This window comes from Mycobacterium sp. GA-0227b (genome assembly GCF_001499855.1).
Classification (GTDB): domain Bacteria; phylum Actinomycetota; class Actinomycetes; order Mycobacteriales; family Mycobacteriaceae; genus Mycobacterium.
In genome coordinates, this window is the sequence record NZ_LQIK01000006.1 from 120,598 (window position 1) to 144,532 (window position 23,935).

The following is a 23,935-nucleotide window of genomic DNA, read 5'->3' on the forward strand; positions in this document are numbered from 1 at the left end:
CACGGCCGCGCGTTGACGATCAACGCGATCGAGACCCGAGACGTTCGTCGTCTTCGATTGCCGCCAGCAGAAACTCCAGCAGCGGCCGCTGACCCTTCAACAGCTTCGACCGAGCCTCAGCCACGGAAAACCAGGCTACCCGGTCGATTTCGGGAAATTCCCTGATTCTGCCCGACCCCTTCGGCCATTCCAGCGTGAACGTGTTGGAGAAGGTGCCGGCCAGGTCGAGGTCGCCGCGCACGGCGAACGCCGTGATCACCTTTCCGCTCGGCTGCTTGACGGGCGGGAAGTCGATTCGCGGGCCGGACGGCGGCTGCTTGCCGAGTTCCTCTTCGAATTCGCGGCACGCGACGGTCCAGGGGTCTTCGCCCTGGGTGTACTCGCCTTTGGGGATCGACCAGGCGCCGTCGTCCTTGCGTGCCCAGAACGGCCCACCCGGATGGCCGATGAGCACCTCGACCGTGCCGTCGCTGACCCGGTACAGCAGCAGTCCGGCGCTCAGCTTAGGCACACGTCACCCTCCGTTGAAAGCAGCACTTCGCCCGCTTCACAACGCGCGTCAGTATTTGCGGTCGCCCTCGCTGCTGTCGAAGAAGTCCCAGTCCCCGTCGTCGGTCTTGACCTCCATGCGCCAGCCGAGTTCGGGGTCGGCCTTCTGGTCGACGAACCAGGCGTGGGCGTCGTCGGCACTCTCGATGTCCTTGGTGTCGACGACCTCGCCCTTGGGGTTCAGCACGCGATACGTAGCCATGCCGACACAGTTCCCCGGTTCACCGGGTTTGAATCACTCGGCTTTCGGCATGGGTATGCCTTCGCTCGCCGAGAACCGGGCGTCTTCCCGCGACGACAGTCCGAACGACACCACGGAGCGGTCCCAGAACAGGTCGGTCAGATATGCCAGTGTCACCGCCCAGCGGTTGACGCCGCGCGGGATGGCATACACGTGGTAGGCCCGTGTGACGAGCTTGGCGGGGAAGCCGGACAACTGGATGTTGAGCGGGTTGGCCACCGCGGAGTGCGGGCCCAAGTCGACGACGAGACCCATGTTGCGGTGCTTGTACTGTTTGGCCTTGCCGACGCCCAGACTGGCAGCGACGTTGCGCGCCAACACCTTTCCCTGCCGGGTGGCATGTTGAGCGGTCGGCGGGGTGATCTTGCCCGGGTCGGTGACATCGGGCACGGCGGCGGCGTCTCCCGCCGCGAACACGTCCGGATGTCCCGGCACCTGCAGTTCGGTGGTGACCTTCAGCCGGCCCCGCTCGGTGGGCAGCCCGAGCTTTTCGATCAGCGGCGCACCCGTGACGCCGGTGACCCAGGCGACGGTATGCGTGCGGATCAGCGAATCATCGCTGAGTACAACATGTTCGGCGTGCACCTCCTTCAGCGTGACCCCGAGCCGCACGTCGATGCCGCGCGAGCGCAGCACTCGCTGTGCGGCCGCGCCCAGCTTCTCGCCGACCTCCGGCATCACCTGTTCGGCCAGGTCGAGCAGGACGAATTTCACCTCGCCGGGGTCGAAGCCCATCTGGTTGGCCGCGGCGTCGGCGAGCGCGCGCAACTGCACGGCGAGCTCGGTACCCGAATACGACGCGCCGACCACGACGATCGTCCGCCGGGCCGCCGCACGGCCCGGATCGTCGTCGACATCGGCGAGTTCGAGTTGTTCGAGCACGTGGTCGCGCAGGTAGAGCGCTTCGGCCGTCGACTTGAGGCCGCGGGCGTGCTCGGCGAGCCCGGGCACGTCGAAAAGCCGGGTCACCGAGCCCGGTGTCAGCACGAGGCGGTCCCAGTTGAGAACGCGGGACCGTTCTTCGGGGTCGGTGAAAGTGACCGTGCGCCCGTCGAAGTCCACCTCGTCCACCCGGCCGCGGATCGCCTGCACGCCGCGCAGCGCATTGGCCAACGGGATAGCGACGAACCGGGCGTCGACCAGGCCTCCCGCGACATCCGGCAGCAACGGCGTGTAGAGCATGTAGTCGACCGGCGAGATGATCGAGATCTCCACATCGGCACGCTGTCTGCGGAACTTGCGGGCCAACGCCCGCGCACATTCGAATCCGGTGAACCCGCTGCCGACGATTACCACGGAGGTCATGCGCCCGACTGTACGGAACGGCGTCGCAACGGGAATGCTGGAGCCATGACGCGTCCGGGATCGCTGCGCCGATTCGACCCGTTCCGCCCCATCGACATGTTGACCGCGCTGTGGTCTTCGGCGGCAGTGGCGCCGGTCAGCAGCGGAGCAGCCGCGGCCTACCGCACCCTGTTCATGACCGTGCGTCGGCTGGTGGTAGGCAGGCGGGTGGCAGTCAGGCTCGACAACGGGGATCTGACGTTGACGGTCACCGAGTTCGACTCGCGGCTCGACGTTCGGGGGCTGTCGGTCGGCCAACTCAACGACGTTCGGCTGGCCGCCCGCGACATCCGGTGGAACGAGGCGGAGTTCACCCATGCGACGGCGGTGCTGCACAACGTGCACATGCGGCCGACCGCACCACCGGTGCTCGTGGCGGCCCCGGTCGAGCTGACGCTGGAGGTGCCGGCGGCGGCGCTCGACGATTTATTCCGGTGGGTGGCGCCCCGGCTGTCCGGAGCGGTCGGCGCCGACGGGGTCGCCCGGCTGCGGCTGGCGCGGCGGCCGGCGGCCGGGCACCTGGAGGTCGACGCGCGATTGGACGGTTCGACACTCTGGCTCAAGCCACGCGGACTGGCGTTCGGCCGGTCGCGCTGGCCGCTACCGGGCCGTACTCCCGCCTATCCCGTGCGCCTGCCCGAACTGCCGCACGGCGTACAACTGACCGCCATCAGCTTCGCGCCGGGGGTGGTGCTTCTGTCGGCCTCGGCGGCCCAATGGCGCATGGAGCTGCCTCGAACCCGGCTCGAGGACATACTGCGCCAGCTGAGCGCCGTCGGTCGCACGCTTTAGAGTGCGGGTGTGGTTCGGTACTCCCGCTACGTCGCCGTCGGCGACAGCCAGACCGAAGGACTTTGGGACGGTGACGAATTCGTCGGGCTGGTCGGTTTCGCCGACCGGCTCGCGGCGATCCTCGACTCCCACTACCCCGGCCTGGCGTACGCCAACCTCGCGGTGCGGGGTCGCCGGATCCGCGACGTGCTGGACGAGCAGCTGCCGCACGCGCTGGCCATGGAACCGGATCTGATCACCGTGTGCATCGGGATGAACGACGTCACCCGGCCGGGGCTGCGCTTCCGGCAGGCGCTGGCCGAGTTGGACGAACTGCACAGCCGGCTGGCTGTCTGCGATGCCACGGTGGTGACGACGACGTTTCCGGACCTGGCGCGGATACTGCCGATCGGCCGGGTGATCGCCGGTCGGGTCGAACGGATCAACCACGTGATCAGGATGGCCGCCGAACGGCACGGCTTCAGGCTCGTCGACCTGTATTACGCGCCGTCGATGACGGACCTGGACACCTGGAGCACCGACCGCGTGCACGGCTCCACCAAGGGACACATCCTGTTCGCCGCTGCGGCCGCCGAAGCGCTCGGCTTGCCGGGCAGCAATCACGATTGGGCACGGGCCTCGGAACGACCACGGCGGCCTCCGCTGCGGTCACAGGCCTATTCCCAGCTGCTGTGGACCCGCAATCTGCTGATGCCGTGGCTCTGGAGCCACTTGCGCGGCCGCTCGAGCGGAGAGGGCCGCGGACCGAGACGCCCTCGGCTGGAGGTCCTGGCGGCTTAGATCCCGAGGAACGGCAGCGGGATCGGCGACTGGCCGTTGCCGATCGACGACATCATCGCCGGGCAGAACATCGAGACCGCGATGCCGGTGAACATCGTCGCCGGTCCCAGCGACATGCCACCCATGTCGGCGACCTTGGCGGCGACGTCGGCCGCGTTCTGGCTCGGATCGGCCAACATGGGGCACACCTGCTGGCCGACGGCCACGGCGCTGCCCGGATCACTCATGACGACCCCGGCCTCGGTCACTGCGTTCAGGAACGCATCGTCGACGGGATCGGCCTGCGCGGGCGCGGTCACGACGGCCGTCGCGCCGAGAAGCCCGGCGGTCAGCGCCAGCGTCGTCAGGGATTTGCGAAGCACCCGCGAATCGTACGCTGTCCGCCGCTAGATTCCCGTCCAGGCGGTGTCGATGGTGGCTCCCACGTCGATGACCTTGGCTTTCTTCGACGCGGGGCTGTCGATCTCGCCGGCCACGTGCGCGGCGATGAACCGCCTGATCTCGGCGTCGATGCCCCCGAGTATGCGCACCACCTCGCCGCGCAGCGACTTCGACGTGACATGGATGGAAATGTCGGAGGCCCGCGGCTTCTCCACGTCGAGGATCAGCAGCAGAGGGTCGGCCGCACGTGCGGTGGCGCGTAGGGCGATCTCGCCGAAGACCATGAACTTGGGTTTGTCGATCCGCAGGTCGACAACCATGTCGATCTCCAACGGGATGCGGATCGCGAACGTGATCAGCGCGCCGACCTCGCGGGTCAGCCGTGGCTCCTGGATCCGGACATTCGCCGTGACCTTGGCGATCTTGCCCGGCCCCTGAGCGATCGGGCCCATCTCGAACTCGTCGCCGGCGATCTCGGCGATCGCGTTGCCGACGCGCTCCTCGGTCACCGCGACCTCGAAGAATCTGCGGCCGAATTCCTCGTAGGTGATCTCGTCGGTGATCTCGTCGTCGGCAGCCATGGTGCTCATACCGTCTCACGTCCGGCGCGCCGACCGCGTCCGACGCGACCGAATCGATACTTCACCTGCCGCGAACCCTGTTTGTGCCTGATGTCAATGTCAACGACCGTCGTCGCTGCGTGCCTCGGCCCCGGTCTCGCCCGCGTCGATCGCGTCGTCGGAGAACGTGCGGCCCACGTAGCTGCCGTCGTCGTCGCCTTCCTTGCCGACGCGTGAGGCTGCGACGTGGTCGTCGTCGGCGACGTCCTGTTCGCTGTTGTCGTCGTCTTCACGCGGAATCATGCGGCGGGGTTACCCGTCGCCGAGGCGATCGAATCAGGTCACGCTGCCGGCGGAGTAATAGCGGATCCGCCTGATCGCGAACGGCTTGGCCGCCACATCGGCGATCATCACGTCGCGGCCGGTGGCGCCGTCGATGCCGCAGACCAGGCTGTAACCGGAGCCGATCACCTTGCGGGGCCGGACGCCGGTCAAGCGGGTCAACAGTTCGGTGCCGCTCATCGGCGTATGGTCACCCGCGGTGATCTGCGTGCCACCGCCCAACCAGCGTCGCACCCCGACCTCGTCACCGGCCCGCGCGGCCGCGAGGAACTCGCCGAACCGCCGCTTGCCAGGCGGGCCGGTGCCGCGGAATCCGCCGAGAAATCCGAGTGTCCCGACGACGCCCTGGTTGGTCAGCAGCCCCTTGGTCAGCGCAACTGTGGCGGGCACCGAGCGGACTCCGCTGCGAAGGAACTGCCCCACCATCGCGGGTAGCTCCCAAAAAGCTGACAGCTCAGCTATTTTCAGTTCTCCACCGGTGTCTTCCAGGTGGTAGCGCAGATAGGCGGGTATTCGCATCGTCAGCCCGCCCGACATCTGGACCTCGAGTTCCAGGTCCCGGATGACGGTGGCGCCGGCCACGATGTCGACGTCGCGATGGAAGGTGATGTCACGCGGACCGATGAAGGTGTTGTAGAAGCGGGTGATCGCCATGGTGCCGCGGTGTGGTTGCGAGCCCACTGGGTCTTCGATGAGTCCGTCGAAGGTGAACGCGGCTACCCACGCGTCGCGGTCGTGGACGGTGACCGCTGCCGGGGATCGCTCGACGGCGGCCAAGGCGTCCTCCGGTGAGATTGCCATAAGGTTGCCTACCACCTGAGGATCGCTTCAGTCGACTACTCGCACACCTGCGGGCACACTGGGGCCTATCGCCGCGCAGTGGTGCGGGGCGGCAGGAGGAAGCACGATGAGCAGCAACGGCCCGTTCGGGTTCGATCCCGAAGAGTTCGACCGCGTTGTCCGCGAGGCGGGTGAAGGGCTGCGCGATGCGCTCGACGGCCTCGGCAGGTTCTTCAGCACCTCCGGGGAACGCGCCGGCTGGGCGAACCTGGTCGACGAGTTCACCCGCTCCTCTCGGCCACGGCGCCAGCCGGAGACGACCGGTGAGACCGGTGACGGGGTGTGGGCGATCTACACCGTCGACGCCGACGGCGGGGCCCACATCGAGCAGGTGTATCCCACCGAGCTGGACGCGTTGCGGGCGAACAAGAACAACACCGACCCCGCCCGCAAGGTGCGGTTCCTTCCTTACGGAATCGCGGTCAGTGTGTTGGACGCATCCGAGACCGACCCCACGCCGACCGACGAGGACTAACGCTCGAAGCTCCGGCGGATGCCGAGCAGCATCTCGCGGTGCGCATTCACCGCCTGCCGGGTGACGAACGAGGCCAGCGGTCGAGGCGCTTGGATACAGATGCGCTCGGTCACGCGGGTACCGCAGGGCGTCGAATCGAAGCCGACGCGGCTGCGCAGCCGTACGCCGGGGAACTGCCGAGCTTCCGCGGTCACCTCACCGGTCACCGGAACGGTCAACCGCGCCCGGTAGGTGATGCGCAGCGTGGCCGGTCCCAACCGGATACGGTCGGTGACCCGATAGGTCTGTTGGTAGCCGTGCTCCACCTGAACGTGGGCGGTCGAGCGCACCGCAACGACGAGCGGATGGACCGTCGCGATGTTGTCGAGGTCGACATAGAACGCGCGGACATCGGCGGGCGGGGCAGGCACCTCCTCGGTGAGCACCCGCTGCGCGCGGGTCATCAGCCAACTCAGGGAATTCGCCTGCGGCACCTCAGCGTTGCGCGCCAGGGCTGGCTCCCAGGACCCGCTGAATGTCGGGTTTCATCTGCTGCAGCTGCTGGCCCGCGTACCCCCAGCTGTGGATGCCGTCGGGGAAGTTGAATACGCCGTTGTTGCCGCCTGCGGCGATGTAGGCGTCGACGAATGCGCGGTTGGAGTCGATCGCGAAGCCCTCGAGGAAGCCCAGGCCGGCGATGGGCGCATCGGGACTGGCCAGCGCGGGGTCGGTGGCTGTGCCGTTGCCACAGTAGATCCAGATGCGGGTGCCGTTGGCGGCCAGCCGGCCCGCCTGCACCGTCGGATCGTTGCGGGCCCAGGCCGGATCGCCCGGCGGCCCCCACATCGCGGCCGGGTCGAAGCCGCCGTTCCACATCTGGGCGATCCTGACCTGGCCCGGCCCGTTCGGCGCCGACAGGTTCAAGAACCCCGACAGCGATCCGGCATAGCTGAACAGCTGTGGGTGGTATGCCGCCAGGACCAGCGCAGCCGACCCGCCCATGGAGAATCCGACGACCGCGTTGCGGCTCGGCCGTACCTGCTTGTTGGCGGCCAGCCAGGTCGGGAGTTCGCGGGTGAGAAACGTTTCCCACTTGTACGTGTAAGTTCCGGCGTTGCCCTTCGCCGGTCCGTACCAGTCGCTGTAGAAGCTCGACTTCCCGCCCACGGGCATGACCACCGAGATGCCGGAGCCGTCATACCAGTCGAAGGCCTGCGTGTTGATGTCCCAGCCGTTGAAATCCTCACCGGCCTCCATGCTGTCCAGAAGGTACAGCGCGGGCGAATCCGGCCCAGCGGAGAGGAATTCGACGCGTATGGTGCGGCCCATCGCCGTCGAGGGCACCTCGAGTTGTTCGACGGGCAGGTCCGGATTCGAAAACGCCGCTGCGGTCGGGGCTGTGCCCGGCGCGGCGACGAGACCCAGCACCATGAGCCCCGCCGTGGCCACGGCCCAGCACCGGCCGACCGCCGATCGCCCTCTGCGCGTCATCGGTGCCTCCCTGTGTCGTCTCCCGACCTGTTGCGCACGATAGGCCGACCCCGCCGGTCACCAGCGGTTTTTGACAAAGAAGCACCATCATTATAAAAATAACGAAATAGCCCCCGGCCCCTTCCGAGGATCAGTGATGGACCGCGACCTGCTCATCGACCTCACCCGGCGCGCGGTCAAACTTGCTCGCGACAACACCACCGATCTTCTGCCGGCCGAGTGCAGGGTGAGCGTGGACAGCTATATCTCGGTGCACCGCCATGACCAGGATGTCGAGCTGCTGAGCCGGTCCCCGCAACTGGTGGGCTATTCGTCGGAACTCCCGCGGCCCGGCACCTACTGCACCAAGACCGTCATGGGCCGCTCGGTGCTGCTCACCAGGGCGGCCGATGGGCTGGTGCGCGCGTTCGACAACGTATGTCTGCACCGGCAATCGCGGATCGCCGACGGCTGCGGCGCGGCCCGGCGACTGGCCTGTCCGTACCATTCGTGGACCTACGACCTCAACGGCGCACTGACCGCGGTGCCGGGTAAGGAGGGCTTTCCCGAAGCGGCATCGGGCACAACGACGCTGACCGAACTGCCGGCCGCCGAATGCGCGGGATTCCTGTGGCTCTCGCTGGACCGCGGTGCGACGTTGGACATCCCGGCCTTCCTCGGCCCGCTGGCCGACGAACTGGACTCCTGGGGTATCGGCCGCTGGTCGCCGCTGGGTGAGAAGGTGCTCGACTGCCCGATCAACTGGAAGCTGGCGATCGACACGTTCGCCGAGAACTACCACTTCGCGACCGTGCACAGGACCACATTTGCGACCATCGCCCGCAGCAACTGCACGGTCTTCGACTCGTTCGGCCCGCATCATCGACTCGTGTTTCCGCTCAACGGGATCCGTGATCTCGAGGAAGTCCCCGAGGAGCAGTGGGACCCGCTGCACCACATGGTGGTGATCTACGCGCTGTTCCCGAACATCGTGTTGTCCTGCACCATCGCCAACGGCGAGCTGTTTCGCGTCTATCCGGGGCAGGGTCCCGGGCGCTCGATCACCGTGCACCAGAACTCGACCCCGCTGGACCTCACCGACGAATCCGTCGCCGCCGGCGCGGCCGCGGTCTTCGACTATGCGCACGCGACCGTCCGTGACGAGGACTACGCGTTGGTCGCCGCGCTTCAGGCCAACCTGGAATCCGGTGTTCGCGAAAACCTGGTGTTCGGCCGCAACGAGCCAGGCCTGCAGCACCGGCACGCCAGTTGGGCCCGGGCGCTGGGAGCCTGACAGCTCAGGGTGACAGCGCCTCGACGAGGTCGTCGACGATCTGCGCGGTCCGCGGGTCGGCCCCGGGACGTATCCGGCCGGTGAGATAGTCGATCGCCTCACCGCCCTGCCCGGAGTCGATCAATTCGCGAAGCGGCGCGACCGCGGGCCGCCCGACCGCAGTGGCCAGCACGTCGATCAACTCCCAGTCGCGGTAGAGCGCGAGCGAGCGCTCGTAGAACGCGAATCCGCTCACCGGTTCGCCGCGCAGCGTCCCGGTATACCGATACGGACCCTCCATGTATTCCAGCGGTAGCGCATGAGCCGGTGCGGGAATCAGCGGTTCGCCGGTCAGGTCGAGGTCGAGCGCGCGCGACGTCAGGCGGTGCCGGTCCGGCAGGTACCGAGCCGTGCGCGGTGGCGGCACCAGCGTCCGCACCGACTCCGGCCAGCGCACGTAACCGTGCACTGCGACCTCGATGTCGTCCGCGTACTCGGGTGCGGTAGTGCCGTCGGGGAAACTGACCGTCGCACCCGAGAACGGTTGCAGCGCATTGTGTTCGGCGCGGTCGAACTGATGCCAGATGCTGAGGTCCACGCCGTTGTCGAGGTTGATGGTGCGCCACTCGTGCGCGCGCCAGCGGATGTCGCCGTCGGGGCCGCCGGCGTTTGCCACCAACGGGAACCACTGCCGGTCGACGTGGCCTGACGTACCCGATACGCGTTCGGACAGCGCGCCCCACGTCAACGTGCCCGTCATCGACATTCCGGTCTGGAAGTACGAATACGTGCCCGCCTGGCCGAAGCAGTCGATCCGGCCGTTGTGCGCGGCGGCACCCAGTGGCACCGGTGCCCGCGATGGCGTCACATTGAGTGTCACGCGCAGCGAATGACCGGTCACCGGATCGGTGCCGACAAAATCGACATCGTAGGTGTAGGGCAACAACTCGCCGCGAGCGTCGCGGCAGGTCTGCCACGACGCAATGCCGGAGCTGCTGTCGTAGGCGATTCCGAGGTGCCCCTCGGCCAGTGTGAGTTTCGGCCTCGCGCCCGGCGCCATGTTCGCAGGCGGCATGTCATAGTCGGTATAGCTTGCGTAGACACCGGTGTCGAGGTCGAACACCGCCAGGGTGTAGAAGTCCGCGACGATCGACTCGCCAGGCCGGTTCTTGTTGACGATCGAGAGAAACGCATATCGCCGGCCGGACTCCGCGGTCAACTCGCCGGCGAGAAACCAGGTGTCGGACTGGAAGTCAGGGTGGACCGCCTCGGCGGCCGGGAAATCGAGCTGCGGGTCACCGGCGACCAGCGAGAACGGATACCGACGCCAGTCCTCGCCCACGTGTCCACTCCTCGGGGGTTTTCTTGCTATGTTTGCATTAATAGCGACCTTAGTGGGCAGGCGGTCGCGCCGTGCCGGAACGGGAGGCGCAAAGATGAGATCTCTTGTCTACGATCGGCTTTTCCTCGGCGGCCGGTGGACGGAACCGTCGACCGGGCGGCGGCTCCAGGTCGTCTCCCCGCACACCGAGGAGCACATCGGCGAAACGCCCGAGGCGGGTCCCGACGACGTCGACCGGGCGGTGACCGCGGCACGAACCGCGTTCGACGAGGGGCCGTGGCCGCGGATGACCGTCGACGACCGGATGGCGGTGATCGACAAGCTCGCGACGGTCTACACCGCCCACACCGACGAGATGGCCGACCTCATCACCGCCGAGATGGGCTCACCACGCAGCTTCAGCAGGCTCGGTCAGGCGGTGGGAGCCGTCGCGCAGATGCATCTGAACCTCGCCACCGCCCGCGACTATCCGTGGCTCGAGCGGCGGCGTGGCTTGTTCGGCGACGTGCAGATCCGCCGTGCGCCCGTCGGTGTCGTCGGCGCGATCGTGCCGTGGAACGTGCCGCAGTTCCTGATCATGCCGAAGATGATCCCGGCGCTCATCGCGGGCTGCACGGTCGTGGTGAAGCCCGCCCCCGAAACCCCGATCGACGCGATGTGGCTGGCTGAGATGCTCGACGAGGTCGACCTGCCCGAAGGCGTGGTGTCGATCGTCCCGGGCGGCCGTGCGACCGGCGAGAGCCTGATCCGCCATCCCGGCGTCGACAAGATCTCCTTCACCGGTTCGTCGGCGACCGGCAGGCACATCGCCGCGGTCTGCGGTGAACAGCTCAAGCGGGTCAGCCTGGAACTGGGCGGCAAATCGGCGGCGATCATCCTCGACGACGCCGACATCGGCCGCACCGTCAGCCATTTGAAGATGGCGAGCCTGATGAACAACGGGCAGGCCTGCGTCGCGCAGACCCGAATCCTGGTCAGCGAACGACGCCACGACGAGTTGGTCGACGCGCTCGCCGACATGATGTCGGGTCTGAACGTGGGTGACCCGGCAGACGAGGCCACCGACGTCGGCCCCCTGGTCGCGCAGCGGCAACAGCAACGGGTACAGGGCTACATCGAGTCGGGCATCGCCGAGGGCGCGCGAATGGTGTTGGGCGGCATCGACTCTCCCTTCGACCGGGGCTGGTACGTCCGGCCGACGCTGTTCGCCGACGCGACCAACGACATGCGGATCGCCCGCGAGGAGATCTTCGGCCCGGTGCTGACGGTGCTGAAGTATTCCGACGAAAGTGACGCGGTGCGGATCGCCAACGACACCGACTACGGCTTGGCGGGTTCGGTGTGGACCGACGACGTCGCGCGCGGACTGGAGATCGCCGCCCAGATCCGGACGGGCACATATGGAATCAACATGTACACCTTGGACACCACGATGCCCTTCGGCGGGTTCAAACAGTCCGGCATCGGTCGCGAATTCGGCGCCGAGGGACTGAGTGAGTACGTCGAACTCCAGACCACGGTGAGCGCCGACCCGCTGCCGCAGCTTTAGGACGAGAACTCCAGCGTCACCTCCGCTGGACAGCACAACTCTCCGCGCTGATTGGAGACGGTGATCTCCAGGTCGACCAGTCGGCGCTCCCGCTTCGCGACGACGCGGCCGCGGCCCACCATCGAGTCACCCGCGTAGATCGAACCGAGCAGCGTGACTTTGCGCCGCACCACCCTGCTGCAGGGCCCGGCCCAGTCCGTGGCGATCCTGTCGACGAAGCCGGCGATGTGCATGGTGTTGACGAAGATCGTGGGGTGGCCGTGCTGCCCGGCGTAGACCGGATCGTAGTGCGCCGGAAAGTAATCCCATGTCGCGCCGGGGTTCATGACGACCCGCTGGTAGTCGATCGGATCGATCACCTCGGGTAACTCCGTGGGCACCGTGACGTCCGCCCAGGCGACACCGCACGTCACCGGTCGGCCCCGGGGGTGAAGCGGAACAGCGTGTTGCGGTTGACCGCGACCAGTGTGCCGTCCTGCCGGTGGAATTCGTCGCGGGTCTGGACGAAATGGCCTGCGCCAAGGCGCGTGCGCTTCTCCTCGGACACCGCCACGACCTCCTCGACTATGTGTAGGCGGTCACCTTCGACGATCGTGCAGGGGAACTCGACCTCGTTGGAGGCGTTGATGAACGTCGTGCCCGGCAGGGGGACGCGAATCGCGATCGACGACGTCGGTGGTTCGTCTGTCGGCAGCCACGGCGGCGGGATCAGCCATCCCATCAGCAGCGCCGGGGGGGCGATCAGCCCACCCCACTGCCGCAGCGCGAATTCCTCATCCCAGTAGGACGGATTGCGGTCGCGAACCATCGCGGCGAAATGCTGGATGCGCGCGCCGCTGACCGCCGTTCCGGCGTACCTGGGTGCCGTGCGGGTGCCGACCATTCGCAACGCGTCCTGGTAGGAGCCGAAGGCGAGGTCGTATCGGATGGGTCGCGTCACACCGGTAATGCGCTCTCGCGGGGCGCCGGGTCCCATTCCAGGGCGCGCGACGTGAAATACCAACCGCCGCGTTCATAGACCAGCCGATCGGTGTAGCCACCGGTGGCCTGTATGCCGTTGCCGTACAACAGCAGCGCGACGCATCTCTGCGCCGCCTCCACGCCGTCGACCGTGATCTCGTGGTCGAGCGTGATCAACCGCCGTCCGTCGCCGCCGTCGAACGCCTCCCGCAGATCGGTGAACGACCGGCCGTCGCGGGTGTACGTCGCACCCGAATGCCGGAACGTGGCGAGCCAACCGGCAACATCACCGGCCGTGAACAGCCGGTTGTATCGGGCATTCAGGTTGAGGATCGCCGCCCTTCCGGCCAACCCGTCCAGCACGAACTGTTGTTGGTAGGTCAGTGACACGTGGTTCTCCTCACCTGCTCAGCGTGTAGCCGTTGGTCTCGCGGTCCCACGTGCTGGCGCCCGCTCCCCTGGCGCGCAGCAAGTCCTTACGCACCCGGCCGATCACGTTCTTCGGGATCTCGGGCAGCACCTCGAGATAGCGCGGCACGCAGAAGTACGGCATCCGGTCGGTGCAGAAGTCGAGGAGCTCGGCGAAATCGACTGTCGCGCCCGGCTTCAGCGTCATCACCACGAGGATGTCTTCTTCGCCCAGCTCGCTGGGCACCCCGACAGCCGCCGCCTCGGCCACAGCCGGGTGGCCGAGCACCGTCTGTTCCACCTCGACCGACGACACGTTCTCGCCTCGCCGGCGCAGCGAATCCTTGGCGCGATCGACGAACATCAGCTGCCCGTCTACCAGCCGTCCGAGGTCACCGGTATGAAACCAGTCGGGGTGAGGAGCCACGGTCACGCGGGTTCCGCCGGGCGCGGACACCACATACCCCTCGCTCATCACATGCGCAGTCCGCGTCCGGCAGGTGATCTCACCCACGGCGCCTTCGGGCACCGTACGCCCGTCGCGGTCGACGAGGCGCACCTCGAATGCCGGATTGACCGTTCCCGATGTACCCGGAACGCCCTCAGCCGAAACACTCTTGTAGGCAAGCGGAAACGCCTCGGTCAGGCCGTACATCGTCACGACGCGGCAGCGATATCTGGTCTCGATGGCGCGATAGGATTCGGCGGATATCGGAGCTGCCGAGATGAACCGCAGGCCCGTCTCGGCGTCGCGTGGATCCGGAGGCAGGTTCCACAGCATCGCCACCATCGCCCCGGCGCCCGCAAAACCCACCGCGCCACAGTCCCGGATCTGGTCCCATACCTCGGTCGGATGGAAGGCGTCGGCCAGCACGCTGGTGCCGCCCACCAGCATGGGTGCCAGCACGGTCGGCGCGGCGCTGAGATGGAACAGCGGCATCGCCGTCCAGATCGCCTCTCCCGCGCTGAATTCCCATGCCGCGGCCACCGTCGCGGCGGCGGTGAACAGGTAATGCCAGGTCGTGGCGACCGCCTTCGACGGTCCGGTGGTACCGGAGGTGAAGAACAGCGCGCCGACGTCGTGCGGAGCAGCGTCCGCCGCGGGCGCGGTGGTGCGGGCGCTTGCCAGCTCGCTCGACAGCGAGTCACCAACGGTGGCAATGGATGCGAGCGAGTCGATGTCGTCGGCCACGTCGGTGAGCCGGTCCGCTCGGCCGGGATCGGTGAGCACGAACACGGCGCGCGACACCGCGAGGGCGTGGGCCAGGTAGTCGCCCTTGCTCGCGCCGTTGACGGCCGCGACGACCGCGCCGATGCGGGCGGCCCCCAGCCAGAAGTACACCCACTCCGGGCATGTCCCGGTGAACAGTGCAATGGTCTGGCCTGGCGCGACGCCCCGGTCGAGAAGTACGTTCGCTGCCGCGCACGACCGGTCGCGCATCTGCGCGAAAGTCACGGGCTCCCCGGCGATCGACATCATCACCCGGTCACCGAACTGCTCGGCCCGGCGATCGAGCACCTCGGGCACTGTAAATCGCTCGACGCCGAACATCGCCGGGCCGGCCACCGGGGCGCTGGGCATCACGCCCCTGCTGCGGCCGGATCGGGTTGACCGTCAGCGGTGTAGCCGAAGTCCGTCGCCGCCGGCTGCGTGCCGGGATAGAACCTGTGCGCCCACCGCCGTAGCGCGGCGTAGTCGTGCGCCTCTTCCGGCGCCAGGTTCGGCTTCTCCAGGTACTTCATGTTCTCCCACGTGAAGAAGTCCTGTTTGATGACCTCCTGCTGCAATTGCAGGAACTTCGCGGCCCGTCCCGACGGCACGTCACCGCTGTCGCCCGGTTCGCGGATCGACGCCTGTGTGTAGAAGTAGTCGGTGTAGTCCTCGTCGACCGGCGTCTGGCCGGTCACTTGCACGGTCGCCACCAGTTCCGAGGGGAAGCGGACGACGCCGAGGCCCAGCGAGTAGTTGTCGTAGACGATCTTGGCGTCCACCGGCCCGTTCGGCGTCAGCCACGTCTTGGCCCGTCCCCCACCGAAATTCGCGTTCACCGTCGCGTGCAGGTGGTAGCCGGAGACCTCGAACGACGCGGTGTTGGCCGGATTGGCGGCCTTGTGCACGTATTGCACGTGGTAGGGGTCCGCCGCGTTCTCGATGATCATCTGCGCGTGCACCTTGACGCGGTTCACCATCCTGGTGTGCGGATGCAGCGGGTAATACTCACCGGTCTCGAGTTCCGGCAGCACGGGCGGCTGCCAATACGGCGCGCGGCCGTGCCGCTCGTGCCACACCAGAATGAAGCCGTACCACTCTGCACACGGGTAGGTCCTGATGCGCACGTTCTGCTTGCAGCCGATCTTGCTGTACGGGATGAGTGCATTGGTGCCGTCACCGCGCCACTGCCATCCGTGCCACGGGCAGACGATGTGCTCGCCCTCGACGGTGCCGCCCACGCCCATGTTGGCCCCCAGATGCAGGCAGTACGCGTCGAGTACGTGCACGCGTCCGGCTGCGGTTCGGAAGATCACCAACTCCTGGCCGAAGTAATGGGCACGCTTGACCTGCCCGGGCGCCAGGTCGGAGGCGAAGCCGACGATGAACCATCCGGTCGGGAACCGGTAGGTCGACAGGCTGATGCCGCTGGGGCCGAATTCGCGTTCGGAGGGATCGAGGGTGGGGTCTTCGACCGTTTCCGTCATACCAGCTCCGTCCACGCTCGCAACAGCCCAGGTCAGCGGGCCCGCCCGTTGCCTATTTTTACTATTTTAGGCATTCTAGGTCAAGCAAGCCCAGCGGCGATCGCACGTGGGCAGACGAGGAGCACCGAAAACCCATGCCGATGACAGCTTCGGTCGATCTGTCGGATCCGACGTTGTGGCAGAACGGATTTCCCGACGACCTCTTCGCCGAGTTACGCCGGGAGCGGCCCATCTTCCACCACGACCTCACCGACAGTGTGCTGGCGACGGTCAAGCGGGACTTCTGGGTGACGACCAAGCTGCGGCACGCGCAACGCATTCACCGCGACACCGATTCGTTCACCGCGACCGACGGGCCGCTCATTCAGGGCGTCGGCCCTGTCGGCTCGTTTCCGACGATCATCAACATGGATCCGCCGGAGCTGCTGAAGCGGCGACGGGTGATGTCGCACGCCTTCACTCCCAAGGCGATCGGCAAGCTCGAGGACGGAATCCGCACGCGCGCGACCGCATTGATCGACGATCTGCTGGCGGCCGGGGGCGGCGACTGGATCGGCGACGTCGCCGACGTGCTGCCGATGTCGGTGATCGGCGACATCATCGGCATCCCCGAGGACGACCGCCCGGAGATCTTCGACACCTTCGACCGGATCCTGGCGGCCAATTCGCCCGGGTCGACGATGACCGAACCGGAGCAACTCGCCCTGTTCGGCCAGATCTTCACCTATGCGCTCGAGCTGACCGCCGACAAGCGACGCGATCCGGCCGACGACATCTGGAGCACGCTGGCGTCCGCCGTTGTCACCGACGAGAACGGCGAGCAGCTGTCCATCCCCGCCAACGAACTGGAGATCTTCTTCTTCGTCATCGCGTTCGCCGGCAGCGACACGACGAAGAACGCGCTGGGGTACGGATTGCGTGCGTTCGTCGACAATCCCGACCAGATACGTCGCTACCGGACCGACGAATCGGTGCGCCGGGCGGCGGTCGAAGAAGTGTTGCGGTGGGCGACACCGGTGGCGTTCTGGACCCGCACCACCACGACCGACGTGGAGATGGACGGTGTCACGATCCCCTCCGGCGAACGGGTGGTGTCGATGCTCAGATCGGCCAACCGCGACGAGGAGGTGTTCGACGATCCGTTCACCTTCGACATCGGCCGACCGGAGATCCCACACGTGGCGTTCGGAGGGGGCGGTCCGCACCACTGTTTGGGCGCGATGCTTGCCCGCGCCGAGATCCGCGCGGTGCTCGACGAGTTGTTGTGCCGCGCCGACGACATCACTCTGGGCCCCGCCACGGTGACCTATCCGAACCTGACCAACAACATGACGATCTTCGACGCGATGCCGATCTCACTGCGGGCGCGCTGATTCAAAGCCCCTTCGGGCGGGTGCCGATCACGCCTTGGGCGGACAGCCGCTGCAGGTCGGCGTCGGTGAGTCCGCAGATCTCGGTCAGCACCTCGGTGTTGTGCTCGCCGAGCGTCGGCGGCGTGCGCAGCAGCCAGCCGTCGGCGCCGTCGAACCGGGTGAACGGCGGACAGGGATAGTGATTCACGCCGGTGCGGCGGTGCTCGAGCGGTTCGAAGAAACCGCGGTGCCGCAGTTGCGGGTTCTCGGTCACCAGGGTCGGAGAGATCACCGTCGCCGCGGGGATGCCGCGCGCGGCAAGCTGTTCGACGGCGCCGGGCGCGTCCTGGGTGGCCAACCAAGCCTCGAGATCGGAACCGCCGGTGATCTCGGCGATCGCAGCGCGGTGCGCGTCGCTGCAGAGGGCCACGGCGATCCACTGGTCTTCGCCCGCGCACCGGTAGACGTCCTGCTGCGCCGAGCCGTGGCCCCGGTTGCCGCGGCGCTGCATCAGCCGCCCGTACACTTCGAATTCGATTGTCTGCACGGCGGTCACGTTGAGCACCGTCTCGATCATCGGCACCTCGAGAAGCTGCCCGCGGCCCGTGCGGCCGGTGAACTCCAACGCGGCGAGCAACGCGAACGCGGCATGCGCACCGGCCAGGGGATCACACGCACCGCGCGGTGCGACGGGCGGACCGTCGGGCAGTCCCGTCACCCACGCCAGCCCCGCGATCTGCTCCATGGTCGGCGCGAACCCAACTCGGTCCCGCCACGGCCCAGTCAGCCCGAAGGCCGGCATCCGCAGCATCACCAGGCGGGGGTTGAGGTCGAGCAGCACCTGCGCGCCGAGGCCGAACTGCTCCATCACGCGCGGTGAGAAGTTCTCGACCACAGCGTCGGCGTCGCTGATCAGCTGCTTGACCAGCTGCAGGCCCTCGGCAGACTGCAAATCGAGGGTGACGGAACGCTTGTTGGTGTTCATCGCGTGAAATACCCACCCGTACTCCCACCAGTCGTCGACATCCTTGCGCATGCCACCCGAGTATCGGATGCCGTCGGGGCGCTGGATCGACTCGATCTTGATCACGTCGGCGCCGAACGCGGCCAGCGCGTGCGTCGCCGCCGGTCCCGCCCAGAACGCGGTGAAGTCGATGATGCGCAGGCCACTGAGCGGAAGACGGACATCCCGCAGTTCGACGTGATCCCTTGGTGTCCATAATGACTCACCGTCGGCTTCGCCGATTCCCGGTGCCGGGCGAATCGGCGCCGCAGCTGCCTGCGACATCAACCAGGGTGGCCGCGGTTGGCGGAAGCCGGCCGGGTTGTCGATGTACACCCCGCGCTGCACGAAGTGGTCCATGTGCGGGATGGTCGCGCCGTCGCCGATCGGCGCGAGCGGGATCCGGAACAGCTGGCCGAGCTCGACGATCTCGTCCACGGTTCGGGCACGCAGCCAGGGGTCGATACGCTCGCGGATCCAGTCGCGGTAGTCCCATCGGCCGATCTGGAACTGCAGCTGGTCGATCTCGGTGAGCTCCGGGCATTCCACCATCGCGGCGAAGTCCAGCCACTGCTGGCCGGTGACCATGCTGATCCCGACATAGCCGTCCTTGGTGGGCTCGATCGACGGCACCTCGACCGAGCGCCGGATCGGCGGGACCCGCAACAGCGCGGAATGCAGCCACTCGCCGCTCTGCATCAACGTCACCGCCTCGAGCATCGACATGTCGAGGTGGCCGCCCAGGCCGCCGCCGTGCACCCGTCGCGAGAGCGCCAGCACCCCGAACGCCGCCCACGCCCCGCCCATGTACTCCCCCACGTCGCCACCGATCGAGATCGGCGGCCCTGCAGGATCTCCGCGGAATCCGGTGAGACCCGAGGCGGCCTGCAGCGTGAACTCCGTCGCAGGACGCGCAGACCAGGGTCCGGTCCAGCCGAAATCGGAGATCGTCACGACGACGCAGCCCGGCGACGCCTTGACCAGCCTGTCCGGGTGAATACCTCGCCGGTTCGCTTCAGCGCGGTCCGCGGTCAGCAACAGCACGTCTGCGCCCATCAGCAGGTCTTCGGAAAGCTCTGTGACACTGCGCTTTCCGGCGTTCAGGTAACCGAACAGCGGCGAATCGGCCCCGTCCGGGTTAGCGCCCGTCACCGAGACGCGACGCAGCGGGTCGCCGTCGGCGGGTTCTACCTTGACGACCTCGGCACCCGCGTCGATGAGGAGCTTGCCGCAGTACGCGCCGGCGATCCGGTCGCTGATCTCGACGACACGTAGACCGTCCAGCGGGGTGGGTGCTGCCTGGCCCACGCACTCCTCCATCCCACTTCCATCCCACAAAAGGCGGACCCGCGTTTCTTTGTCATCTTAATAACTATTGGCAGTTAGCGATCCGGTACACCCCAGGTGACGGGCTTGTCACTGTTAACATTGCCAAGTCATGACAACACTGGGAATCGGGCCCGAGGCGCGGCGGCGGCTGGGATCGCGCAGAACCGCGGAGATCGTCGCCGACGAACTCCGCCGCCAGATCATCGAGGGTGAACTCGCCGACGGTGATCTGCTGCCCCGCCAGGAGATCCTCGTCGAGCAGTTCAATGTCAGCCTGGTGTCACTGCGAGAAGCGTTGCGAATCCTGGAGACCGAGGGGCTGGTCTCGGTCCGACGAGGTAACCGCGGCGGTGCGGTCGTCCATGCTCCGGCCAAGGCCAGCGCGGCCTACATGCTGGGACTGTTGTTGCAGAGCGACTACGTGCCGCTCGCCGACCTCGGCACGGCGCTTCAGGAACTCGACCCGATGTGCGCGGCGCTCGCGGCGCGCCATCCCGACCGCGGTAAGTCGTTGATTCCGAAACTCAAGGAACTCAACGACGCCATGGCCGAGCACATCGAGGACGGTGCACGCTTCACCGAGATCGGTGGGCAGTTCCACGACGAGATCGTGCGCGGCTGCGGCAATCACACGATGATCGCGGTGGTGGGCAGCCTCGAAACACTGTGGACCGGTCACCTGAACTGGTGGGCCGAGGAGACCGCCGCCAAGGGCGAGTACCCGTCGATGGGCAAGCGCCGCATTGCGTTGACCGTGCACACCAAGATCACCGACGCCATCGAGTCGGGCGACGCGGAGCGGGCCCGCAAGCTGGCCGCACGGCACGTCGCCGACACCCAGACCTATCTGCTGGAAGGCGACCCCGAACAGCGGATCGTGGCACTGTCGCCGCAGGCGCTCGCGCAGCGCCAGCGCTGAAAGGTGCGGTGTGCGAACGGCACTCATCACCGGCGGTAGCGGCGGCATCGGCAAAGCCTGCGGGCGAGCCTTGGTCGAGCGCGGCTACGACGTCGTCCTGACGGCCAGACGCGAGGAGCCGTTGCGGGCGGCCGCCGAGGAGATGGGCGCGCGATACGTCGTCGCGGATGCCAGCCAGCCGTCGACGTTCGAGCCCGCCGTCGAGGCGGCCGGCGCGATCGATCTTCTGGTGCACGCATCGGGCATCCTGGGCGGCACCTACGCCCGCAAGCAGACTTTCGACCAGTGGCGGGCAACGATTTCGGCCAACCTCGACTCGTGTTTCGTGGTGAGCTCCGCTGCCCTGCCCCGGATGAGGGCGGGCTCGCGGTTCGTGTTCGTCTCGTCGTCGGCGGCGCACGAGCCGATGCGTGCCCGCACCGCCTACTCGGCGGCGAAGGCGGGGATGAACGCGTTCGCGGGTGCACTCGCCCAAGAGGTCGATCGCGACGGCATCAACGTGCACATCGTCACGCCGGGCCCGGTCGAGACCGAGATGCTGCAGGACGTGCCGTTCGAGATGTATGCGATCCGGGCCGCGGACGTGGCGAATGCGGTCGCCTGGCTCGACACGCTCGACCCGTCGGTCGACGTGCCCGAGATCCGTCTGAACGCGATCACCCGCGGGCCGTCGGCGCGACCTCCGGTGGTGCCGCTGGAGGTACAGCGCCGCGCCGTCAAGTGATTTCGGCGGGCAGCGCCTTGACCGTCGACGGCAGGTCATAGAGCGCGGTCGCATTGCCGCGCATGATCCGCTCGCGCTGGTCGACAGGGAACCTTTTGATCGCCCAGTCCGGTGAGTCGTAACTCCAGTGCGGGTAGTCGGTCGAGAACATCAGATTGTCGCCGAGATCCATCATCTCCAGGTACTCGCGGTAGACCTTGGTGTTGACCTCCTCGAGCGGTTGCGTGGTGAACCGGACGTGCTCGCGGAGATACTCCGACGGCCTGCGTTTGACGTGTGGCAGGTCGGCCTTGCGCTGCTGCCAGATCCGGTCCATCCGCCACATCGCCGGTAGCGCCCAGGTGAATCCGCCTTCGACGAACACCACCCTCAGGTCAGGATGCCGGTCGAACGCGCCGTCGAAGACCAGGCTCATCAGATGCGACACGTACAGCAGCGGCCACGACGCGAAGAAGTCGTGCCAGTGCGCCGGGTTTCCCACGGGATAGATCGGTATCAGTTCGAACGGTGTCTGCCCCATCAGGTGGGTGGCGACCGGTAGTCCGTGGCGCGTGGCGGCCTCGTACAACGGATCGAAATGCTCGGCGCCGAAGGGGATTCCGCGGGTCTGCGGAGTCATCAGCACCTCGGCCATGTACGGATGACCCGCCCATCGCTCGATCTCTCGGGCCGCGGCGTGCGGATCTTGCGCGGTGACGCTGATGGCGCCCCGCCACCGGCCGTGCCAGTTGTTGTCCGACAGCCACACATCGGCCAGCCAATCGTTGTGTGCGGCCTTGAGCACGTGTTCGGCCTGTGGCAGCTGCGCATCGCACATCGGTTCCAGCACGGCGATGCTCACCCCGGCGTCGACCAACAACTGCTGGGCGGCGAAATCGGGATCGCTGCCGGCGACGCCGCCGCTGGGCGGGTTCGCATCCACGCGCAACGACATCGTCTTGTACGAGTCGGGTGTGTCGTAGAAGTGGGCAAGCGGGGTGACGGCGTTTCCGGTCGGCCACAACGTGTCCCGCCACTGCGGTGGCGCATAGGTCTTCAGCACGTCGGCGGAGACGGGAAGCGGATGCACGTCGGTGTCGACGATGCTCACCGCGATGTCCTGGGTGAGGGGTGGTCGCTCGATCGTCGTCATTGCAGGCTTCCCTTCACCTGGGGTTCGAGCGCATACAGGTCAGTGGCGTTGCGCCACAGCACTTTCTCGCGCTGCTGCTCGTTGAGGCCGGCCACCGCCTCGTTCGGTTGGACCGCCGACCAGTGTGGGTAGCTCGACCCGTACATCAGCAGGTCCGCCTTGTCGGTGAAGTCCAGCCAGCGCTCGGCGTGCCCCGCGTCGGTGGGCCCGTCGAACGCCGACGAGCAGAACCGCACGTGCCCGGGCAGGTATTCGCTGGGATAGCGGTCCACCCACGGTGTCTGGTCGCGCATCGACATCCAGAACGTGTCGAGGCGCCACATCAACGGCGTGAGGATGTCGTAGCCGCCGTCGGTGAACACGAATTTCAGCCCGGGGTGGCGACCGAACATCCCCTCGACGATCAGCGTCGCGAGGTGGACGAAATAGTTCAGCGGCATGAACGCCGCATATCCGGGATAGGTGTGGGCGTGGCCGGCGAACGTCGGGGCGTGGTCGACGCCGTTGCCGCCGTTGATGTGCACCGCCACTGGCAGGCCGTGTGCGGCCGCGGCCTCCCAGATCGGCTCGAACATCGGCTTGCCGTACGGTTCGCGCGACTGCTGCGGGACCCCGACCTGGATCATCTTCGGATGCTCCGCCAACCGTTCGATCTCGGTGACGGCGCCCTTGACGTCCTCGGGGTTGACGCGGATGGTGCCACGGAACCGCCCTGCGGCGTCGGGTTCGAGCCAGCGGTCGAGCAGCCAGTCGTTGACCGCCGCGCAGATGCGGCTGTTGAGCAGATAGTCGGCGATGTTGCCGCGGGTCAGCGGGTTCAAGATGGCGACGTCGACGCCGCCCTCGTCGAACAGGTGCCGAGAGACGGTCTCGGGATCCGAGCCCGGATATCCGTTGCCGTACAGGTCTGTTCGATAGTCTCCGCCGGGGGCCTGGTACCACTGCTGCTCGACGTCGGGGATGGCGCGCAACTTGTGCGGAGCCGCCAGATACTGCCGGATCTCGGCGTTGTACCGGAAATGCGGCTGTACGGAAGCGTCGACAACGGGAGTGTCGATGACCGGTGTGCTCATGCGGTGAGATACACCTGCCCGTCGTCGACGTCGACCTGATACGTGCGGACCCGCTTGCTGGGATCGGCGACATTGACGCCGGTGGTGATGTCGAACTCCCACTGATGCCAGGGGCAGCGGGCGATCCGGCCCTCGCGGACATGTCGGATGCCGTCGGGCATCTCCGGCGCGTATTCGGTGGTACCGCTGACGTATCCCTCGCACAGCGGGGCGCCCTCGTGCGAGCAGTAGTTCGCGATCGCATACAGCGAACCGCCGATGTTGTAGACGCCCACGCCGAACTGGCCCGCAGGCACCAACTTCATGCTTCCGGGCGGCAGGTCCTCGATCGCACACACCGCGCGGCGCCGCATCACGTCCCCTCGGTCTCCTTGACCTAGAATACCTAAAATAGTAAAGATAGCCGAAGAGAGCCGCTACC

General features: G+C 67.1%; 27 protein-coding genes. 8 read left to right on the forward strand and 19 right to left on the reverse strand.

The window, feature by feature from the left end:
- Positions 1–19: 19 nt before the first annotated feature.
- Genes AU185_RS24550 through AU185_RS07405 form a run of 3 tightly spaced genes read right to left on the reverse strand, consistent with a single transcriptional unit; the run spans position 20 to position 2,095 of the window.
- Positions 20–511, reverse strand: coding sequence for an NUDIX hydrolase (locus tag AU185_RS24550; protein WP_082683777.1), 492 nt, complete (start codon positions 509–511; stop codon positions 20–22).
- A 48-nt stretch (positions 512–559) separates the two neighbouring features.
- Positions 560–751, reverse strand: coding sequence for a hypothetical protein (locus tag AU185_RS07400; protein WP_059098584.1), 192 nt, complete (start codon positions 749–751; stop codon positions 560–562).
- A 33-nt stretch (positions 752–784) separates the two neighbouring features.
- The gene (locus AU185_RS07405) at positions 785–2,095 is read right to left on the reverse strand and encodes an NAD(P)/FAD-dependent oxidoreductase (protein ID WP_059098585.1); all 1,311 of its coding nucleotides are present in this window, start codon (positions 2,093–2,095) and stop codon (positions 785–787) included.
- 45 nt (positions 2,096–2,140) lie between these two features.
- Between AU185_RS07405 and AU185_RS07410 the strand changes: the two genes are divergently transcribed.
- Entirely contained in the window at positions 2,141–2,926 is a 786-nt protein-coding gene (locus AU185_RS07410) for a hypothetical protein (RefSeq protein ID WP_059098586.1), read from the forward strand.
- Positions 2,927–2,935: 9 nt separating this feature from the next.
- Positions 2,936–3,706 (forward strand): SGNH/GDSL hydrolase family protein, encoded by a 771-nt coding sequence (locus tag AU185_RS07415; protein ID WP_059098587.1) that lies wholly within the window; start codon positions 2,936–2,938, stop codon positions 3,704–3,706.
- On the opposite strand, the gene AU185_RS07420 is transcribed toward AU185_RS07415, so the two are convergent.
- The 4 genes from AU185_RS07420 to AU185_RS07435 form a co-directional block, all read right to left on the reverse strand.
- Positions 3,703–4,068 carry a DUF732 domain-containing protein gene (locus AU185_RS07420; RefSeq protein WP_059098588.1) on the reverse strand — a complete coding sequence of 122 codons (366 nt, stop codon included), beginning with the start codon at positions 4,066–4,068 and terminating at the stop codon, positions 3,703–3,705. The two genes, AU185_RS07415 and AU185_RS07420, sit on opposite strands and share 4 nt — an antisense overlap.
- Positions 4,069–4,092: 24 nt before the next feature.
- On the reverse strand, positions 4,093–4,677 hold the full coding sequence (locus AU185_RS07425) for a hypothetical protein (RefSeq protein ID WP_082683778.1): 585 nt from the start codon (positions 4,675–4,677) through the stop codon (positions 4,093–4,095).
- Between the two features lie 90 nt (positions 4,678–4,767).
- Positions 4,768–4,947, reverse strand: a complete 180-nt coding sequence (locus AU185_RS07430; protein ID WP_502687983.1) for a hypothetical protein — start codon at positions 4,945–4,947, stop codon at positions 4,768–4,770.
- A 36-nt stretch (positions 4,948–4,983) separates the two neighbouring features.
- Positions 4,984–5,790 (reverse strand): nuclear transport factor 2 family protein, encoded by an 807-nt coding sequence (locus tag AU185_RS07435; RefSeq protein WP_059098590.1) that lies wholly within the window; start codon positions 5,788–5,790, stop codon positions 4,984–4,986.
- Between the two features lie 106 nt (positions 5,791–5,896).
- Here AU185_RS07435 and AU185_RS07440 point away from each other — a divergent pair, with 106 nt between their 5' ends.
- On the forward strand, positions 5,897–6,304 hold the full coding sequence (locus AU185_RS07440) for an Rv0313 family protein (protein WP_059098591.1): 408 nt from the start codon (positions 5,897–5,899) through the stop codon (positions 6,302–6,304).
- Here AU185_RS07440 and AU185_RS07445 read toward each other — a convergent pair.
- Both AU185_RS07445 and AU185_RS07450 read right to left on the reverse strand, forming a co-directional pair.
- On the reverse strand, positions 6,301–6,747 hold the full coding sequence (locus AU185_RS07445; protein ID WP_059098663.1) for an SRPBCC family protein: 447 nt from the start codon (positions 6,745–6,747) through the stop codon (positions 6,301–6,303). The genes AU185_RS07440 and AU185_RS07445 overlap by 4 nt on opposite strands.
- Before the next feature lie 31 nt (positions 6,748–6,778).
- Positions 6,779–7,774, reverse strand: a complete 996-nt coding sequence (locus AU185_RS07450; RefSeq protein WP_059098592.1) for an alpha/beta hydrolase — start codon at positions 7,772–7,774, stop codon at positions 6,779–6,781.
- A gap of 136 nt (positions 7,775–7,910) precedes the next feature.
- Here AU185_RS07450 and AU185_RS07455 point away from each other — a divergent pair, with 136 nt between their 5' ends.
- Positions 7,911–9,047 (forward strand): aromatic ring-hydroxylating oxygenase subunit alpha, encoded by a 1,137-nt coding sequence (locus AU185_RS07455; RefSeq protein ID WP_059098593.1) that lies wholly within the window; start codon positions 7,911–7,913, stop codon positions 9,045–9,047.
- A 4-nt stretch (positions 9,048–9,051) separates the two neighbouring features.
- On the opposite strand, the gene AU185_RS07460 is transcribed toward AU185_RS07455, so the two are convergent.
- Positions 9,052–10,368 carry a lipocalin-like domain-containing protein gene (locus tag AU185_RS07460; protein WP_059098594.1) on the reverse strand — a complete coding sequence of 439 codons (1,317 nt, stop codon included), beginning with the start codon at positions 10,366–10,368 and terminating at the stop codon, positions 9,052–9,054.
- A 94-nt stretch (positions 10,369–10,462) separates the two neighbouring features.
- Here AU185_RS07460 and AU185_RS07465 point away from each other — a divergent pair, with 94 nt between their 5' ends.
- Entirely contained in the window at positions 10,463–11,917 is a 1,455-nt protein-coding gene (locus tag AU185_RS07465; RefSeq protein WP_059098595.1) for an aldehyde dehydrogenase, read from the forward strand.
- Here AU185_RS07465 and AU185_RS07470 read toward each other — a convergent pair.
- Genes AU185_RS07470 through AU185_RS07490 form a run of 5 tightly spaced genes read right to left on the reverse strand, consistent with a single transcriptional unit; the run spans position 11,914 to position 15,982 of the window.
- Positions 11,914–12,330: a MaoC/PaaZ C-terminal domain-containing protein gene (locus AU185_RS07470; protein WP_059098596.1), complete on the reverse strand. Its 417-nt coding sequence runs from the start codon at positions 12,328–12,330 to the stop codon at positions 11,914–11,916. The genes AU185_RS07465 and AU185_RS07470 overlap by 4 nt on opposite strands.
- Positions 12,327–12,800 (reverse strand): FAS1-like dehydratase domain-containing protein, encoded by a 474-nt coding sequence (locus AU185_RS07475; RefSeq protein ID WP_059098664.1) that lies wholly within the window; start codon positions 12,798–12,800, stop codon positions 12,327–12,329. Before AU185_RS07475 ends, AU185_RS07470 begins: the two co-directional genes overlap by 4 nt.
- 53 nt (positions 12,801–12,853) lie before the next feature.
- Complete coding sequence (locus AU185_RS07480) at positions 12,854–13,267, reverse strand: nuclear transport factor 2 family protein (protein WP_059098597.1); 414 nt, start codon at positions 13,265–13,267, stop codon at positions 12,854–12,856.
- A gap of 10 nt (positions 13,268–13,277) precedes the next feature.
- The gene (locus tag AU185_RS07485; protein ID WP_156425440.1) at positions 13,278–14,852 is read right to left on the reverse strand and encodes an AMP-binding protein; all 1,575 of its coding nucleotides are present in this window, start codon (positions 14,850–14,852) and stop codon (positions 13,278–13,280) included.
- A gap of 14 nt (positions 14,853–14,866) precedes the next feature.
- Positions 14,867–15,982 (reverse strand): Rieske 2Fe-2S domain-containing protein, encoded by a 1,116-nt coding sequence (locus tag AU185_RS07490; RefSeq protein WP_059098599.1) that lies wholly within the window; start codon positions 15,980–15,982, stop codon positions 14,867–14,869.
- A 134-nt stretch (positions 15,983–16,116) separates the two neighbouring features.
- Between AU185_RS07490 and AU185_RS07495 the strand changes: the two genes are divergently transcribed.
- Positions 16,117–17,355, forward strand: coding sequence for a cytochrome P450 (locus AU185_RS07495; protein WP_059098600.1), 1,239 nt, complete (start codon positions 16,117–16,119; stop codon positions 17,353–17,355).
- Position 17,356: 1 nt separating this feature from the next.
- On the opposite strand, the gene AU185_RS07500 is transcribed toward AU185_RS07495, so the two are convergent.
- Positions 17,357–19,657, reverse strand: coding sequence for a CaiB/BaiF CoA-transferase family protein (locus AU185_RS07500; protein WP_059098601.1), 2,301 nt, complete (start codon positions 19,655–19,657; stop codon positions 17,357–17,359).
- Positions 19,658–19,775: 118 nt separating this feature from the next.
- Between AU185_RS07500 and AU185_RS07505 the strand changes: the two genes are divergently transcribed.
- Both AU185_RS07505 and AU185_RS07510 read left to right on the forward strand, forming a co-directional pair.
- Positions 19,776–20,585 carry a FadR/GntR family transcriptional regulator gene (locus tag AU185_RS07505; protein WP_059098602.1) on the forward strand — a complete coding sequence of 270 codons (810 nt, stop codon included), beginning with the start codon at positions 19,776–19,778 and terminating at the stop codon, positions 20,583–20,585.
- Between the two features lie 10 nt (positions 20,586–20,595).
- Complete coding sequence (locus tag AU185_RS07510; protein ID WP_059098603.1) at positions 20,596–21,309, forward strand: SDR family oxidoreductase; 714 nt, start codon at positions 20,596–20,598, stop codon at positions 21,307–21,309.
- Here AU185_RS07510 and AU185_RS07515 read toward each other — a convergent pair.
- The 3 genes from AU185_RS07515 to AU185_RS07525 are packed head-to-tail and all read right to left on the reverse strand — an operon-like array spanning position 21,302 to position 23,867.
- Positions 21,302–22,441 carry an amidohydrolase family protein gene (locus AU185_RS07515; protein ID WP_059098604.1) on the reverse strand — a complete coding sequence of 380 codons (1,140 nt, stop codon included), beginning with the start codon at positions 22,439–22,441 and terminating at the stop codon, positions 21,302–21,304. The genes AU185_RS07510 and AU185_RS07515 overlap by 8 nt on opposite strands.
- On the reverse strand, positions 22,438–23,514 hold the full coding sequence (locus tag AU185_RS07520; protein ID WP_059098605.1) for an amidohydrolase family protein: 1,077 nt from the start codon (positions 23,512–23,514) through the stop codon (positions 22,438–22,440). Before AU185_RS07520 ends, AU185_RS07515 begins: the two co-directional genes overlap by 4 nt.
- On the reverse strand, positions 23,511–23,867 hold the full coding sequence (locus AU185_RS07525; protein ID WP_059098606.1) for a Rieske (2Fe-2S) protein: 357 nt from the start codon (positions 23,865–23,867) through the stop codon (positions 23,511–23,513). The genes AU185_RS07520 and AU185_RS07525 overlap by 4 nt, the downstream gene beginning before the upstream one ends.
- Positions 23,868–23,935: the final 68 nt, after the last annotated feature.

Excerpts from the sequence above, each read along its gene's own strand:
- AU185_RS07400 (WP_059098584.1), bottom strand. The coding sequence starts at position 751 with ATGGCTACGTATCGCGTGCTGAACCCCAAGGGCGAGGTCGTCGACACC.
- AU185_RS07405 (WP_059098585.1), bottom strand. The coding sequence starts at position 2,095 with ATGACCTCCGTGGTAATCGTCGGCAGCGGGTTCACCGGATTCGAATGT.
- AU185_RS07410 (WP_059098586.1), top strand. The coding sequence starts at position 2,141 with ATGACGCGTCCGGGATCGCTGCGCCGATTCGACCCGTTCCGCCCCATC.
- AU185_RS07425 (WP_082683778.1), bottom strand. The coding sequence starts at position 4,677 with ATGAGCACCATGGCTGCCGACGACGAGATCACCGACGAGATCACCTAC.
- AU185_RS07435 (WP_059098590.1), bottom strand. The coding sequence starts at position 5,790 with ATGGCAATCTCACCGGAGGACGCCTTGGCCGCCGTCGAGCGATCCCCG.
- AU185_RS07440 (WP_059098591.1), top strand. The coding sequence starts at position 5,897 with ATGAGCAGCAACGGCCCGTTCGGGTTCGATCCCGAAGAGTTCGACCGC.
- AU185_RS07445 (WP_059098663.1), bottom strand. The coding sequence starts at position 6,747 with ATGACCCGCGCGCAGCGGGTGCTCACCGAGGAGGTGCCTGCCCCGCCC.
- AU185_RS07450 (WP_059098592.1), bottom strand. The coding sequence starts at position 7,774 with ATGACGCGCAGAGGGCGATCGGCGGTCGGCCGGTGCTGGGCCGTGGCC.
- AU185_RS07455 (WP_059098593.1), top strand. The coding sequence starts at position 7,911 with ATGGACCGCGACCTGCTCATCGACCTCACCCGGCGCGCGGTCAAACTT.
- AU185_RS07465 (WP_059098595.1), top strand. The coding sequence starts at position 10,463 with ATGAGATCTCTTGTCTACGATCGGCTTTTCCTCGGCGGCCGGTGGACG.
- AU185_RS07475 (WP_059098664.1), bottom strand. The coding sequence starts at position 12,800 with ATGGTCGGCACCCGCACGGCACCCAGGTACGCCGGAACGGCGGTCAGC.
- AU185_RS07490 (WP_059098599.1), bottom strand. The coding sequence starts at position 15,982 with ATGACGGAAACGGTCGAAGACCCCACCCTCGATCCCTCCGAACGCGAA.
- AU185_RS07495 (WP_059098600.1), top strand. The coding sequence starts at position 16,117 with ATGCCGATGACAGCTTCGGTCGATCTGTCGGATCCGACGTTGTGGCAG.
- AU185_RS07500 (WP_059098601.1), bottom strand. The coding sequence starts at position 19,657 with ATGGAGGAGTGCGTGGGCCAGGCAGCACCCACCCCGCTGGACGGTCTA.
- AU185_RS07505 (WP_059098602.1), top strand. The coding sequence starts at position 19,776 with ATGACAACACTGGGAATCGGGCCCGAGGCGCGGCGGCGGCTGGGATCG.
- AU185_RS07515 (WP_059098604.1), bottom strand. The coding sequence starts at position 22,441 with ATGACGACGATCGAGCGACCACCCCTCACCCAGGACATCGCGGTGAGC.
- AU185_RS07520 (WP_059098605.1), bottom strand. The coding sequence starts at position 23,514 with ATGAGCACACCGGTCATCGACACTCCCGTTGTCGACGCTTCCGTACAG.
- AU185_RS07525 (WP_059098606.1), bottom strand. The coding sequence starts at position 23,867 with ATGCGGCGCCGCGCGGTGTGTGCGATCGAGGACCTGCCGCCCGGAAGC.